A 14,136-nucleotide genomic window follows, 5' to 3' on the forward strand; every position below is an offset into this window, starting at 1 on the left:
GGAGCCCGGCACGCGAGGCGCCGCATGGCAGGGTTCGACCACATCCTGAACTGGCGGCTGCTCTCGGGCTCGCACCCGTTTCCGGGACCCGACGGCGGCACCTGCATCAACGAGGCGGCCCTCGTCGCCGCGGGGCTGCCCTACCGCGCGATCCGGTCGAGCGACGAATGCCCGCCCTGCTTCTCGCGCCCGCTCGCGGCCTACGCGCTCGGCCTCAACGACGGGATGCCGGACGGCGAGCGCCACCGCTTGATGGCCTTCGTCCTGCGCCTGTCCGGCTCCGCCGACACGCCGGCGGTCGAGGCGGAGCGGACGGCCTTTCTGGCCCTCGAAAGCATCCGCAGCCTTCTGCCGCCGCTGCTCGAGCGGGCCGGATTCGCCGACCTCGCCACCCGCTGCGCCGACGCGGCGGATCTCGACGAGGCGCTGGCGGCCGCGCGTTCGGCCGCCTGGGCGGGCGGAGCGCGAGCGCAGGCCGCATCGGGTCAGCGCGCCTGGGTCTCCGGAGCGTTGGCAGCCGCGGTCTCCCGCACCGCAAGCGCGGCGATCCGCGCAGCGGAGGATCCGCGCTGCGCGGCGGAGATCGCCGAGGGGGCAGCGCCGTTCGCCCCGGGCACGTGGGCGCGGGCGGCCGTGATCCTCGACGGCGCGCTGCGGATCGGGCGGCAGGCGCCCGACATCGACCTGTTCGCCGCGCGCGACCGCCTCGACGCCGCCCGATCGGCCGCGCACGCCTGAGCCGCGATCACGCGTTCGCGTCAGGCGGCGGCGGAAGCCGCGTCGAGATCGAGCTCGACGGTCTCGCAGTTGTCGAGCCAGACGCCGGTGAGGTGGAAGAAGAACGTGCCGTGGCCGACCACTGCGATCGTCCGCTCGGGCCGCGCGCGCAGCCATTCGCGAAACCCGGCGACGCGCTGGTCGAACAGGTGCCTCGGCTCGACCGGATGACCGCCGACGTCGGACCCCTCCTCGGCGTGCCACCACACCTCGGGCAGGTGCCCGACATCGAGATGCGGGAACTCCGCCGCGATCTCGGAGGCGACCCGGCCGACGTCGCAGCTGCTCTCCTGGCACTCCCGATGCAGCACCTCGACGAGGAGCTTCGGCTCGGCCGGATGGTCGGCGAAGACCAGCGCGGTCGTCTCGATCGCGCGGGTCAGCGGCGAGACCACCACGAGGTCGAACGGGATCTCGCAGAGCGCCGCCCGCGCCGCGCGCGCCTGCTCCCGGCCGCGCGGCGTCAGGCGCGCGTCGCGATGGTCGGGATCGCGGCCGGTCGCGCGGTGGGCGGCGTTGAAGGTCGATTCGCCGTGGCGGAGGCAGACGATGCGGGTCGGGCCGTTCATGCGGGTCATGGTCTCGTCGGTTCGTGTCGGGGTCAGGCGAAGCGGCCGCCGCGCTGGATCACCTCGATCTTGTAGCCGTCGGGGTCCGTGGCGAAGAAGAACCGCGCCAGCTCGGTGTCGCCGTGCTTGAGCGTCTTCATGTCCGTCGCCGGAAGCCCCTCGCGGGTGAAGCGGGCGTGCTCGGCGGCGAGATCCGCGACGGTGACGGCGACGTGGCCGTAGCCGTCGCCGAGGTCGTAGGCCTCGGTCCGGTCCTTGTTGACCGTCAGCTCGATCTCGAAGGGCGAGTCCGGCGCCCGCATGTACACCAGGGTGAAATCGGGAAAGTCGAAGCGGTCGGAGATGGCGAGCCCGAAGGCCGCCTCGTAATAGGCGACCGAGCGCGCCTCGTCGCGGACGCGGATCATCGCATGGAGGGGCTTGGCCATTCTTCCTCACAGGTTGGATCGAGGGAGTGAAGCCGATATCTGGCGCGAAGAACCGATCCGAAAAGGCCGGGAGCCCTGCGCCGAACCGCCGGCAGCTCCGCGCCGATGGCCACGGAGGCCCGTTCGAAGCCGATGCCGAGGCTATCAGCAACCCTGTCGACCGATCGAGGCGCCCTCATGCCTGAGCCCATCCTGCTCGCCACCAGCCAATCGCCCGCCGAGGAAGCGATCTGGCGCGACGCGCTCGCCCGCGCGATGCCGGGCGAGCGCATCGTGACGGCTGCCGACGAGTTCGATCGCTCGACGGTCGCGATCGCGATCGTCGCCAACCCGGTTCCGGGAGCGCTGGCCGGACTGCCGTCGCTCGCCTGGGTGCACAGCCTGTGGGCCGGCGTCGATCGCCTGCTGCAGGACGCGACGCTGCCGCCGGTCCCCGTCGTCCGTCTCGTCGATCCGACGCTGGCGCGAACGATGGCCGAGACCGTCGCGGCCTGCGTGCTCGCGCTGCACCGCGATCTCCCGCTCTACGCCGCGCAGCAACGCCGCCGCGAATGGCGCCAGCACCCAGCCCGCGCGGCCGGCGCGTGCCCGGTTGCGATCCTCGGGATGGGCGAGATGGGGCGGGCCTCGGTCGAGCTGCTGCTCGGGCTCGGCTTTCCCGTCCGCGGCTGGAGCCGATCGGGCACCGCGATTCCGGGGTTGATTGCGCATTCCGGCCGCGACGGCCTCGGCAGGGCGCTGGACGGCGCGGCCTACCTCGTCAACCTGCTGCCGCTCACCGCCGAGACACGCGGCATCCTCGATCGCGCCTGCTTCGCCCGGCTGGCGCCAAGTGCCGGCGTGATCAACTTCGGCCGCGGCGCCCACCTCGTCGAGGCCGACCTGTGGCAGGCGCTCGATGACGGACGGGTCGGGCACGCGGTGCTCGACGTGTTCGCGCAGGAGCCGCTGCCCCGCGACCACCCGGCCTGGGACCACCCGAACGTCACGGTCCTGCCCCACGTCGCGGCGCCGACCGACGAAGCCTCGGCGGCCGCGATCGTCGCCGGGGCCGTGGCGGCCTTCCGCAGCACCGGACGGGTGCCGGCGGGCGTGGACAGAGCCCGCGGGTACTGATCGCCGTCGCCGCAAGCTGTCGCGTGGTTTCGCGGACGCAACGTCTTGCGTCTTCGAGATGCCGCACACCGAAGCGCGCATGGGAAACACGCCGTTACAAATTTGCCGCCGCCCCCCATCTTCGATTGTCGCGCGTCTCGGGCCATAAGGAGCCGCGAAGTCCCGTCGGGACGCGACCGAAGACGACCGCCGATGAACGCGCCCGCCAGCCCGCATATCCTGATCGTCGAGGACGACCGCGAGATCGCGAACCTGGTCGCGCGCTACCTCCGCGGCAACGCCTGCCGCGTCACCCTCGCCGGCGACGGCGCGGAGATGGACCGGGCGCTGGCCGACGGCCGGGTCGACCTCATCGTCCTCGACCTGATGCTGCCGGGCGAGGACGGCCTCAGCCTGTGCCGGCGCCTGCGCGCGAGCTCGGCGATCCCGATCCTGATGCTCACCGCCAAGGCCGAGGAGATCGACCGCATCGTCGGCCTCGAGATCGGCGCCGACGACTATCTCGCCAAGCCGTTCAACCCACGCGAGCTGCTGGCCCGCATCCGCGCCGTCCTGCGCCGCACCGGCAACGAGGTGGCGGAGGAGGAGGGCGCGCGCCGGATGCACTTCGTCGGCTGGACGCTCGACGTCTCGCTGCGGCAGGTGCTGAGCGCGGAGGGCGCGCGCATCTCGATCACCGGCGCCGAGTTCGACCTGCTCCACGCCCTGTGCCTGCGCCCGGGCCGCGTGCTCTCGCGCGACCAGCTCCTCGACCTGACCCAGGGGCGCAGCGCCGGCCCGTTCGAGCGCAGCATCGACGTGCTCGTGAGCCGGATCCGCCAGAAGATCGAGCGCGATTCGCGCAACCCCGAGATCATCCGCACGATCCGCTCGGGCGGCTACCTGTTCACGCCGGAGGTGACGCGCTCATGAGGTTCGGCCGGATCCGGAGCCGCCTGCGCCCGCGCAGCGTCGCCGGGCAGATCGCCCTGCTCGTGGTGGCCGCGATCGTCGTCGCGCACGCGGTCGCGACCACGGCCTTCGTGCTCCTGCGCGAGCCCTGGAAGCCGGACGACCATCCCGGCGTCGCGGCAGGGCGCCTCGCGATCGTCGCCCGCCTCCTCGACAACGCTCCCGTGCCGGACCGCGACGCCCTGCTGGCGAATGCGGCACGCAGCGTGCCGAACCTTCAGATTGCGCCCTGGACCGGGACCGCTGCCGAGGGCGAAGGCCTCAACCGCCCGGTCGTCCGCCGCCTGCGCAACGGCTTCGGCCGGGCGCTGACCGTGGTCGAGATCGGCGGGCCGGAGATGCGCACCGACGGCTACCTCCGCCTCGGGATCGTCACGCCGAACGGCGCCCGGCTGCAGGCGAGCCTGCCCGACGACCCGCTCAGGCCGCCGCACGAGGGGGCGATCATCTTCACCGTGATCTTCCTCGCCCTGACGCTGGCCCTGCTCTCGCTCTGGGCGACGCGGGCGCTGACGGCGCCCCTGGCGCGGCTCGCGGGCGCCGCCGAGGCGTTCGGCACCGGGGACGACCACGTGGCGCTGCCCGAGGCCGGCCCGCGGGAGGTGATCGCGGTCTCCCGCGCCCTCGACCGGATGCGCAACCGCGTGCGGCGCCTGATCGACGACCGCACGCAGATGCTGGCCGCGATCAGCCACGACCTGCGCACGCCGATCACCCGGCTGCGGCTGCGCGCGGAGTTCATCGACGACGACCACACCCGCATCATGACGCTGCGCGATCTCGACCAGATGAACGCGCTCGTCGAGGCGGCCCTGTCCTTCGTCCGCGACGGCCAGGGCGGCGCGTCGAGCGCGCGGACGCTGATCGACCTCGCCTCGGTGGTGCAGACGGTCTGCGACGGGTTCAGCGACGTCGGCGCCGACGTCTTCATCACGCAGAGCCGCCACGTGCTCGTCCGCGGAAAGCCCGACGAGCTCGAGCGAGCGATCACCAACCTCGTCGACAACGCGGTCAAGTACGGCGGCGGCGCGCGCCTCTCGATGGAGCAGACGCCGCGGGGCGTCCGCATCGTGGTCGGCGACACCGGCCCCGGCATTCCCGAAGCCGAGCGCGACGCGATGCTGCAGCCGTTCGTTCGCGGCGACCGGGCCCGCAATCTCAACGACGCGAGCGGCTTCGGCCTCGGGCTGTCGATCGTGCTCGCCATCGTCGAAGCGCATGACGGCTGGCTCACCCTGACGAATCGCCCGGAAGGCGGCCTCTCCGCCGCGATCGAGCTGCAGCTGGCCGCCGCGATCCCGGCCGAACCCGCCGAGACCCGGATCGCCGCCGCGGCGGAATGAACGGCCGAGCCTTGCATCGGACCGGCGCGCTCGGCGTTGAGGCCGAGCGGGCATCGGAAGGCAGGAAGCGCATGGACGTCGGATTCATCGGGCTCGGGCGCATGGGGCGCGCCATGGCGGCCAAGCTGGTCGAGGCCGGGCACACCGTCCGCGTCTGGAACCGGACCCCGGATGCTGCGCACGGGATCTCCGGCGCGACGCCGGTGGCGAGCGCGGCCGAGGCGTTCGCGGGCGACGCGGCGATCACCATGCTGTCGGACGACGCGGCACTGCGCTCCGTCATCGTCGAGGGCGGGCTGCTCGACGGCGCAGGCCGGCCGGCGATCCACCTGTCGATGAGCACGATCTCCGTCGCCCTGGCGCAGGAACTGGCCGCGATCCATGCGCGCGCCGGCATCGCCTATGTCGGCGCCCCTGTGTTCGGGCGGCCGGACGCGGCCGCAGCGGGCGCCCTCAATATCATCGCCGCGGGCGATGCCGGCGCGATCGACCGCGCAGCCCCGCTCCTCGACGCGATGGGCACGAAGACATGGCGCTTCGGCACCGAGCCGCATCAGGCCAATGCCGTGAAGCTCGCCGGCAACTTCATGCTGGTCTCGGCGATCGAGGCGATGGGCGAGGCCGCCGCCTTCGCCGAAGGTCACGGGGTGGCCGGCGCCGACCTTCTGGACATGCTCACCGGCACGCTGTTCGCCTCGCCGGTCTACAAGGGCTACGGCGCGTCGATCGCCGCGAACCGCTACGAGCCGCCGGGCTTCGGCCTCCGCCTCGGCGCCAAGGATATCGGCCTCGCCCTCGGCGCCGCGGCGGCGGTGAACGTGCCGATGCCGTTCGCCAGCGTCCTGCGGGACAACCTCATCGACGCGATCGCGCATGGCGACGGCGACAAGGACCTGGCCGCGCTCGCCACCGTGGCGACCCGGCGCAGCGGGCGCTGAGCGCTTGGACGCGGCGACGGCCGGCGTTTGCACCGACGCGTGAAGTCGGTCGTCATGCGTTCCGTGCAACACCGCCGCTGCGCGCGCCTTGCGCCCCGCCCACGATGCCATACCTGAACCTCTCGGCCCGCGACCGGGCTCCCGCATCCTGAGGCCGGCGCGCGCGGCCTTCGAGGCACGCCGATGATCTCGACCGAAGCCGACATCCTGAACACCGCCGCGTCCTGGCGACGCGACGGCCGCGACGTGGCGCTCGCGACCGTGATCGAGACCTGGGGATCGGCGCCGCGTCCGGTCGGCAGCCACCTCGTCGTCGACGGCGAGGGCAACTTTCTCGGTTCGGTCTCCGGCGGTTGCGTCGAGGGCGCCGTCATCACGGAAGCCGCCGACGCCATCGCCGACGGCAAGCCGCGGGTGATCGAGTTCGGCGTCGCCGACGAGACCGCGTGGCGGGTCGGGCTCTCCTGCGGCGGCCGCATCCGAATCTTCGTCGAGCGGATCGACTGACATGCGCGCCGACATCCTCGAAGGCCTCAACGCCGAGCGCGCCGCCCGCCGCGCCGCGATCCTCGTCACCGACATCGCCGACGGCGGGCAGCGCCTGGTTCGGGAGTCCGATATCGCCGCCGACGCCCTCGCCGAACCGCTCGGTCGGCACCTCGCCGCAGGCCGGAGCGGCCTCGTCGAGGCGGACGGCCGGACGCTGTTTCTCACGGTCCAGGTGCCGCCGGTCCGGCTCGTTGTGGTCGGGGCCGTTCACATCACCCAGGCCCTGGTGCCGATGGCCGCTGCGCTCGACCTTGCGCTGACGGTGATCGACCCGCGCACCGCCTTCGCCAGCCCCGAGCGGTTTCCGGGCGTCGCACTGGTGGCGGATTGGCCGGACGCGGCCTTCGGCGGCGCGGTGCCGCCGCTGGATCGCTACTGCGCGCTCGCGGCGCTGACCCACGATCCCAAGATCGACGATCCGGCGCTGAAGGCCGCGCTCTCGGCGGAGTGCTTCTACATCGGCGCGCTCGGCTCGCGGAAAACCCACGCGGCGCGCGCGGTCCGGCTGATCGAGGCCGGCTATTCCGAGGCCCAGCTGGCGCGCATCCGCGCCCCGATCGGGCTCGCCATCGGCGCGGTCAGCCCGGCCGAGATCGCGCTGTCGGTGATGGCGCAGATCGTCGCCGCCCTGCGTCGGGCGCCGCGCGAGGCGGCTTCGTGAAGTTCGGGCCGGTTCCGGTCGGATCCGCGCTCGGCCTCATCGCCGCCCACACCATCAAGGCGGGCGGCGCGACCCTGCGCAAGGGCCGGGCGATCTCGCCCGAAACGATTGCAGGCCTCGCGGCCGAGGGCGTGCGCGATCTGGTGGCCGTCTCCCTGGAGCCGGGCGACGTCGGCGAGGACGAGGCCGCCGAGACCCTGGCGCGGCACCTCGCCGGGACCGGCCTGCGCTGCGAGCCGCCGTTCACCGGACGCTGCAACCTCTTCGCGGTCGGGCCCGGCGTTCTGGTCGTGGATCGAGCCGGCATCGATGCGGTCAACGGCGTCGACGAGGCGATCACCGCGGCGACGCTGCCGCCGTTCAAGCCCGTGGTGGCCGGCGAGATGGTCGCGACGATCAAGATCATCCCCTACGCGGTGCCGGGAACGGTCCTGGCGCATGCGTGCGCCGCCGCGCCGGCCGGCGCGTTGCGGGTCTCGCCCTATCGCCGCCGCCGGGTCGGCGTGGTCTCGACGCGGCTGCCGAGCCTGAAGGAGACCACCGTCGACGGGACCCTGGCCGCCCTCGCGGATCGGCTCGCGCCGACCGGCGCCGAGATCGTCGCCGACCGTCGCGTTCCGCACGCGGCCGGCGCGGTCGCCGAGGCGCTGGCCGCGGCGACCGCGCTGGACGGCGCCGACCTGGCGATCGTGTTCGGCGCCTCGGCCATCGCCGACCGCCGCGACGTGATCCCGGCCGGCATCGCGGCTGCGGGCGGCGCGGTGATCCATTTCGGCATGCCGGTCGATCCCGGGAACCTGCTGCTGCTCGGAGCGCTGGGGGACGTTCCGGTGATCGGCGCGCCGGGCTGCGCCCGCTCGCCCAAGGAGAACGGGTTCGACTGGGTGCTGCACCGCCTGCTCGCGGACCTGCCCGTCACCCGCGCCGACATCGTCGCGCTCGGTGTCGGCGGACTGCTGATGGAGATCGTCTCGCGGCCGCAGCCGCGATCGGGCGAACCGAGCGCCGCCGACGATGCTTGACATCGGAATCGGTGCCGTCCTGCTCGCCGCCGGCCGCGGCACCCGCTTCGGCACCGAACCGAAGCTGCTCGCGCGGCTCGACGGGACGCCGCTGGTGCGCCACGCCGCGGAAGCCGCCCTCGCGTCCAGGGCCCGTCCGGTCGTCGTCGTGCTCGGTGCCCATGCGGTGGCCGTGCGCGCCGTCCTTCACGATCTCGACCTCGTCTTCGTCGAGAACGCCGCGTTCGGTTCCGGCCTCTCGACCTCGCTGCGGGCGGGTCTCGCCGCGCTGCCGGCCGAGACCGATGCGGCGGTGATCCTGCTCGGCGACATGCCGCGGGTGACGCCGGCGCAGATCGATCGCCTCGCCGCCGCCTATCGGGCCGCGAAGCCGGCTCCGAGCGCCGTGGTGCCGACGATCGCGGGGCGCCGCGGCAACCCGGTGCTGCTCGATCGGCGCGTGCTCGGCGACGCCCTCGCCAGCCTGTCCGGCGATCACGGTGCCGGGCCGCTGCTGAAGGGTCGCGCCGACGTCCTGGAAATTCCGGGAGAGCCCGGGACCGCGCTCGACGTCGACACGCCGGAGATGCTGGCTCGGCTCTGAAGGCTCAGGCCTTCTTCGCCTCGCTTCTGCAGCGATCCGAGCAGAACCGGACCTCGTCCCAGACCCGCTCCCACTTCTTCCGCCAGGCGAACGGCCGCCCGCACTGCGCGCACAGCTTGGTCGGCAGGTCGCCCTTGCGGATCATCTTCCCCGATGTCCGGCCCGAACTCTTGTTTGCGGAATCGCCCCCGCTTCGCCTGGACATCCGGTCAGCGCCCGATCTGTCCGGCTTCGGCCAGCCCCACCGGCGACCACCGCGTGATCTGGATGTAGCCGTCGCGGGCCGCGACCACGACGTGGCGCCTGTGGCGATGGACGACGGTGCCGGGCAGATGCTTGTGCGCCTCGCGCCAGCCGCCGGCCTGCGCGACGTAGACGCGAGCGTCGCCGAGCCGCGCCAGCGTCTCGATCGATCCGAAAGCGCGGATCCGACGCAGGATCGCGGCGACGTCGGCGCGGAAGTCGAGGGTGCGGTCGACGTCGCTCGCGCGCGCCCAGTACGAGCCGTCGCCCTGCGGCTCGGGCCGCCGCCACCGCGCCGGCAGATCGCGGCCGATCGGCCCGGTCGCGAGCCGCCGCGCCGCCATCTGGCACTTGGCCAGCAGCGTCTCGTGGTCTTCCTGGGCGTCGAGCGGGAACAGGTCCTGCGCGAGGATGTCGCCGGTGTCGAAGCCCTCCTCGGCGAGCACGTGGGCGGTGACGCCCCAGGTCTCGTAGGCTTCCTCCACCGCCCGGAACAGCGGGTAGGGGCCGCGCCCGGTCGGCAGCGGCGAGGGGTGGATGTTCAAGCCGAAGGCCGCGCGGGTGCGCCATCCGGTGATCAGCCAAGGATAGCCCGCGACGACGAGCGCCCAGTCGCGGCCGTGGGCGGCGTTCAGCGCGTCGAGATCCTGGGCCTTCAGCCGCGAGAGCTGGATCGGCAGGCGCAGCTGGCGGGCACGCGCCACCACCACGTCGTTGTGATCGTAGAGCCCGTCGCAGGGGCGGGTGAACAGCTTGATCGGGGTCCAGCCGGCCTCGATCAGGCCCTCGAACACGCCGCCAAGGAAATCGATGCCGGCGAAGGCGAACTTCATGAACCTGGATTCTCCGGCGGTCCCGATGGGATGCGACCTTGTGGAACGGCCGCGCCGGCCTCGACCGACTCCTCCGTCCTCCACGACGCCTTAGCTTCATCTTGTCGAACCGTCTCCGCCGGCAAGGGGCGTTCGGCGGCGACGGGGGCGAGCATGCAACGGGTTCTGATCTACGGCGGCACGGGCGGCATCGGCCGGGCGACGGCGGAGGCGCTGCGCCACCGCGGCTACGGCCTCCACCTCGCGGCGCGCGACCGCGGCCGGCTCGAAGCCGCGGCGGCCGAACTCGGCGAGACCACCGTGACGGCCGGCGACGTCGCCGACCCCGACTTCTTCGCTCAGGCTACCGCGGAGGCAGGCGATCGCCTCGCCGGCCTCGTCTACGCGGTCGGCACCATCAACCTGCGCCCGCTCGCCCGCCTGACCCGGGCGGACGCCGAGACCGATTTCCGGATCAACGCGCTCGGCGCCTTCTCAGCGATCCAGGCGGCGGCCGGCGCGCTGAAGGCCGGTGCCGGCGAGGCCGGCGCGGGCGTCGTCCTGTTCTCCACCGTCGCGGTGGCACAGGGGTTTCCGGCCCACGCCTCGGTCGCCATGGCGAAGGGGGCGGTCGAAGGCCTCGGCCTCTCGCTGGCGGCCGAGCTCGCGCCGCACGTGCGCATCAACGTGGTGGCGCCCTCGCTGACCCGGACGCCGCTCGCCGCCGCGATCACCGGCAACGCCACCCTGGCCCAGGGCATCGCCGCGATGCATGCCCTGCAGCGCCTCGGCACGCCGGAGGACATCGCGGGGCTCGCCGCCTTCCTCGTCTCGGCCGAGGCCGGCTGGATCACCGGGCAGATCATCGGCGCCGACGGCGGCCGCTCGATGCTGCGCACCAAGGGCTGAGGCGCTTGGCAACGCGGAACACCGGGGGGCGGAAGACACTGCGCTTCGTGCTGGGCGACCAGCTCAACCGGCGCGTGTCGAGCCTCGTCGATCTCGATGCGCCCGACGTGGTGCTCATCGTCGAGGTGATGGCGGAGGCGACCTACGTCCGCCATCACAAGCAGAAGATCGCCTTCCTGTTCTCGGCCATGCGCCACTTCGCGGCGGAGCTCGAAGCCGAGGGCGTCACGGTGGATTACGTCCGCCTCGACGATCCCGGCAACAGCGGCAGCTTCACCGGCGAGCTCGCGCGCGCGGTAGCCCGGCACGCGCCGGACCGTGTCGTCGTGACCGAACCCGGCGAATGGCGGGTCTGGTCGATGATGCAGGCGTGGCGCGACGACCTCGCCGTCCCGGTGGAGATCCGCGACGACAACCGTTTCCTGTGCCCGCGCCGCGATTTCGCCGACTGGGCCGGGGACCGCCGGGCGCTGCGCATGGAGACGTTCTACCGCGGCATGCGCCGCCGCACCGGCCTGCTGATGGCTGGCAAGGATCCCGTCGGCGGCCAGTGGAACTTCGATGCCGACAACCGCAAGAAGCTGCCGCGGGGCCATGCCGTTCCGAGCCGCCTGCGCTTCGAGCCGGACGCGACGACGCGCGCGGTGCTCGACCTCGTCGCCCGGGCGTTCGCCGGGCATTTCGGCGACCTCGACGGCTTCGGCTGGCCGGTGACCCGCCGCGACGCGCTGGAGGCCCTGAAGCACTTCATCGCCGACGGCCTGCCGACCTTTGGCGACTACCAGGACGCGATGAAGACCGGCGCGCCGTTCCTGTACCACGCGCTGATCTCGCCGCCGCTCAATGCCGGCCTGCTCACCGCGGAGGAAGTCTGCCGCGCCGCCGAGCGCGCCTATCGCGAGGGCGCGGCCCCGCTGCACTGCGTCGAGGGCTTCATCCGCCAGATCCTCGGCTGGCGCGAATACGTGCGCGGCCTCTACTGGGCGCGGATGCCGGCTTATGCCGAGACCAACGCCCTCGACGCGCGGCGCGACCTGCCGTGGTTCTACTGGTCGGGCGAGACGGAGATGAACTGCCTCGCGCAGGTCGTCGCCGAGACGCGGGCTCATGCCTATGCCCACCACATCCAGCGCCTGATGGTCACCGGCAACTTCGCCCTGCTCGCAGGGCTTTCGCCGGCGCAGGTCGAGGAATGGTACCTGATCGTCTTCGCCGACGCCTACGAGTGGGTCGAGCTGCCGAACGTGCACGGCATGGTGCTGTGGGCCGATGGCGGCGTGATGGGATCGAAGCCGTACGCGGCCTCCGGTGCCTACATCAACCGGATGTCCGATTACTGCGCCGCCTGCCGCTACGACGTCGCGAAGAAGGCCGGCCCGGACGCCTGCCCGTTCAACTACCTGTACTGGAACTTCCTCATCGCCAACGCCGACCGCCTCGAAGGCAACCCGCGCCTGTCGATGCCCTATCGCACGCTCGCCGCGATGCCGCCCGCGCGCAAGGCCGAGATCGCGGCGGACGCGGCGTCGTTCCTCGATGGGCTGAGCGCCGATGCGCCGGCGGGCGAGATTAAACGATAACTGGAACGCTGCAGGCGGACGCGGCGCGAAGGAGCTTCGCATCGCGCGAGGCGAGGGGGCGTGAACACCGAATCGCCAATTCGAGATAGCTCGCATCGTACAGCGAGAGCCCGTGCTTGGCGGCGAGCGTCATCGTCGCCGACCAGGCATGTCGCGCGGTCTCGGTATCGATCGAGATCGGTAGGGCTGCGAGAAGCTCGAGAGCCTGAGTCCTCTCTGCCGTTACGATGCGGCGCTTCCGCTCAGCCGTAAGAAGGACGTGCCCGACCTCGAGAGCCCAGAGGCCAGGCACGATCGCACCTTTTGCCGCGACCTGTTCGAGAATATCGCTCGCATCGCTCTCGATCGGCAGGACCCAAGCGAGGGCCATCGACGCATCTAGGATGCAGAGGCTCACCGGCGGTCTTCGCTACGAAAAATCTCTATCTCATCTGGGCTGAACGTTTCACCGCGGGCGGCGATGCGATCGCGCAACGCGCGCAGCCCGCCAACCGTCAGGGCCGTGGTATCCTCACGGGTCGGCGGGACGAGCCGTGCGACGGGTTTGCCGTCGCGCAGGACGAGCACGTCCTGGCCAGCCTCGAGCGCATCGAGAAGTGAGCCGAGCGAACTTTCTGTGTCGAAGATGCTGATTGCGTCCATACGATCACCAACCGAACGACGTCGCGTTTCCGCTGCGTCTGCTGCTGGCAATCGTAGCATGGTTCGGCCAGCCGCGGATGGGTCGAGCATCGCTCACCACGGCGTCCAGACCGACAACGCGAGGTACGGGCTCGGCCTCCTTTCGGTACTCTCGACCTGTACGCCGCCCGACACGCGAAAACTGTAGCTGCCGACTGCGAAATCGGTGGCGTGGGCGCCGAAATTCCACTTCGTATAGCCGGTCCGGTCGGCGTAGAGGCTGACTTCGGGGCCGAGGTAGAAGCCCCAGGCGCGATAGCCGAGGGCGATCCGGGACCAGGCCGAATCGCGCGCCGAGCCCAGGACCAGGGTCGCCTGAACCAGGCTCTCGTCGGTCGGGCGCGCCCAGACCTCGCCGTGCAGGCGAAGGCCCCAACGCATCGGAAGCGTCGCCACGCTGCGCCCGTCCGTTAGGGCTTCGTACGCACCCTCCGGCCCAGCATAGAGCGCGACGACGCCCCAATCCGGGAACCACTGATAGCCCGCCAGCGCTGCGCCGAGCACGGTGTAGCGCGACAGGCGAGCGCTGCCCCACGAATCGCAGCCGCACGCCATCTCGTTGCGGCGCCCGCCGCCGAGGCTGGCGAGCGCGACGAAACCCGGCCGGTCGAGCTTGTCCAGCGCGATCTTGGCGCCGATGGACAGGAAATTCGCGGCGCCGGCATCCAGGCTGCCGAACAGCAGGGTGTCGAGATCGCCGGCCCGAGCCGTGGGGGATGCGGCTGGAACGGTGCAGAGCAGGCACGCCACCGCCGCCGCGAGACGGCGCCTTCGGTGCGGGGACGCGAGCCGTGCCAAGCCGATGACTCCTAATACAAGATGAAAATCTTATATCTCGAAGGCTCGCAACATGGGGCGATTCAGGAGAGATGTCGCGACAGTTTCAAAGACGGTCGTCGATTTTTCCACCATTCGGCCGTGAAACAATCAACCGCAACTCTGAGTATGTAACTTCAAGTTACGCATGAATCGTC

18 protein-coding genes are annotated in these 14,136 nt (G+C 71.8%); 11 read left to right on the forward strand and 7 right to left on the reverse strand.

Annotated elements, in window-relative coordinates; translation table 11 throughout:
- The first annotated feature begins 24 nt into the window (after positions 1-24).
- Positions 25-738: a hypothetical protein gene (locus tag MKK64_RS01200; protein ID WP_243931912.1), complete on the forward strand. Its 714-nt coding sequence runs from the start codon at positions 25-27 to the stop codon at positions 736-738.
- A gap of 20 nt (positions 739-758) precedes the next feature.
- On the opposite strand, the gene MKK64_RS01205 is transcribed toward MKK64_RS01200, so the two are convergent.
- Together MKK64_RS01205 and MKK64_RS01210 are read right to left on the reverse strand one after the other, a co-directional pair.
- On the reverse strand, positions 759-1,355 hold the full coding sequence (locus MKK64_RS01205) for a histidine phosphatase family protein (RefSeq protein WP_243931913.1): 597 nt from the start codon (positions 1,353-1,355) through the stop codon (positions 759-761).
- 23 nt (positions 1,356-1,378) lie between these two features.
- Positions 1,379-1,774, reverse strand: coding sequence for a VOC family protein (locus MKK64_RS01210; RefSeq protein WP_243931914.1), 396 nt, complete (start codon positions 1,772-1,774; stop codon positions 1,379-1,381).
- A gap of 177 nt (positions 1,775-1,951) precedes the next feature.
- On the opposite strand from MKK64_RS01210, the gene MKK64_RS01215 reads away from it, so the two are divergent.
- The 8 genes from MKK64_RS01215 (at position 1,952) to MKK64_RS01250 (ending at position 8,937) form a co-directional block, all read left to right on the forward strand.
- Positions 1,952-2,890: a 2-hydroxyacid dehydrogenase gene (locus MKK64_RS01215; RefSeq protein ID WP_243931915.1), complete on the forward strand. Its 939-nt coding sequence runs from the start codon at positions 1,952-1,954 to the stop codon at positions 2,888-2,890.
- A gap of 192 nt (positions 2,891-3,082) precedes the next feature.
- Positions 3,083-3,802: a response regulator gene (locus MKK64_RS01220; RefSeq protein ID WP_147728697.1), complete on the forward strand. Its 720-nt coding sequence runs from the start codon at positions 3,083-3,085 to the stop codon at positions 3,800-3,802.
- Positions 3,799-5,184, forward strand: a complete 1,386-nt coding sequence (locus MKK64_RS01225; protein ID WP_243931916.1) for an ATP-binding protein — start codon at positions 3,799-3,801, stop codon at positions 5,182-5,184. Before MKK64_RS01220 ends, MKK64_RS01225 begins: the two co-directional genes overlap by 4 nt.
- Before the next feature lie 71 nt (positions 5,185-5,255).
- Positions 5,256-6,122, forward strand: a complete 867-nt coding sequence (locus tag MKK64_RS01230; protein WP_243931917.1) for an NAD(P)-dependent oxidoreductase — start codon at positions 5,256-5,258, stop codon at positions 6,120-6,122.
- 183 nt (positions 6,123-6,305) lie between these two features.
- Positions 6,306-6,629: an XdhC family protein gene (locus MKK64_RS01235; RefSeq protein ID WP_147728569.1), complete on the forward strand. Its 324-nt coding sequence runs from the start codon at positions 6,306-6,308 to the stop codon at positions 6,627-6,629.
- A gap of 1 nt (position 6,630) precedes the next feature.
- Entirely contained in the window at positions 6,631-7,332 is a 702-nt protein-coding gene (locus tag MKK64_RS01240; RefSeq protein WP_243931918.1) for an XdhC family protein, read from the forward strand.
- Complete coding sequence (locus MKK64_RS01245) at positions 7,329-8,354, forward strand: molybdopterin-binding protein (RefSeq protein WP_243931919.1); 1,026 nt, start codon at positions 7,329-7,331, stop codon at positions 8,352-8,354. Before MKK64_RS01240 ends, MKK64_RS01245 begins: the two co-directional genes overlap by 4 nt.
- Positions 8,347-8,937 carry an NTP transferase domain-containing protein gene (locus MKK64_RS01250; protein WP_243931920.1) on the forward strand — a complete coding sequence of 197 codons (591 nt, stop codon included), beginning with the start codon at positions 8,347-8,349 and terminating at the stop codon, positions 8,935-8,937. Before MKK64_RS01245 ends, MKK64_RS01250 begins: the two co-directional genes overlap by 8 nt.
- Before the next feature lie 4 nt (positions 8,938-8,941).
- Here the strand turns inward: MKK64_RS01250 and MKK64_RS01255 are convergent, their stop codons facing one another.
- Positions 8,942-9,082: a DUF2256 domain-containing protein gene (locus tag MKK64_RS01255; protein ID WP_147728565.1), complete on the reverse strand. Its 141-nt coding sequence runs from the start codon at positions 9,080-9,082 to the stop codon at positions 8,942-8,944.
- Positions 9,083-9,146: 64 nt separating this feature from the next.
- Complete coding sequence (locus MKK64_RS01260) at positions 9,147-10,013, reverse strand: formyltransferase family protein (protein ID WP_147859014.1); 867 nt, start codon at positions 10,011-10,013, stop codon at positions 9,147-9,149.
- Positions 10,014-10,166: 153 nt separating this feature from the next.
- Here MKK64_RS01260 and MKK64_RS01265 point away from each other — a divergent pair, with 153 nt between their 5' ends.
- Entirely contained in the window at positions 10,167-10,901 is a 735-nt protein-coding gene (locus MKK64_RS01265) for an SDR family NAD(P)-dependent oxidoreductase (RefSeq protein ID WP_243931921.1), read from the forward strand.
- A 47-nt stretch (positions 10,902-10,948) separates the two neighbouring features.
- A complete protein-coding gene (locus MKK64_RS01270; RefSeq protein ID WP_243931922.1) occupies positions 10,949-12,481 on the forward strand; it encodes a cryptochrome/photolyase family protein in 1,533 nt (510 codons plus the stop codon).
- Here the strand turns inward: MKK64_RS01270 and MKK64_RS01275 are convergent.
- The 3 genes from MKK64_RS01275 to bcsS form a co-directional block, all read right to left on the reverse strand.
- Positions 12,471-12,878, reverse strand: a complete 408-nt coding sequence (locus MKK64_RS01275; protein ID WP_147842235.1) for a type II toxin-antitoxin system VapC family toxin — start codon at positions 12,876-12,878, stop codon at positions 12,471-12,473. The two genes, MKK64_RS01270 and MKK64_RS01275, sit on opposite strands and share 11 nt — an antisense overlap.
- On the reverse strand, positions 12,875-13,123 hold the full coding sequence (locus MKK64_RS01280; protein ID WP_243931923.1) for a type II toxin-antitoxin system Phd/YefM family antitoxin: 249 nt from the start codon (positions 13,121-13,123) through the stop codon (positions 12,875-12,877). The genes MKK64_RS01275 and MKK64_RS01280 overlap by 4 nt, the downstream gene beginning before the upstream one ends.
- Positions 13,124-13,216: 93 nt before the next feature.
- A complete protein-coding gene (gene bcsS / locus MKK64_RS01285; protein WP_243931924.1) occupies positions 13,217-13,960 on the reverse strand; it encodes a cellulose biosynthesis protein BcsS in 744 nt (247 codons plus the stop codon).
- Positions 13,961-14,136 lie beyond the last annotated feature (176 nt).

The sequence above is a fragment of the Methylobacterium sp. E-025 genome (assembly GCF_022829705.1).
Classification (GTDB): domain Bacteria; phylum Pseudomonadota; class Alphaproteobacteria; order Rhizobiales; family Beijerinckiaceae; genus Methylobacterium.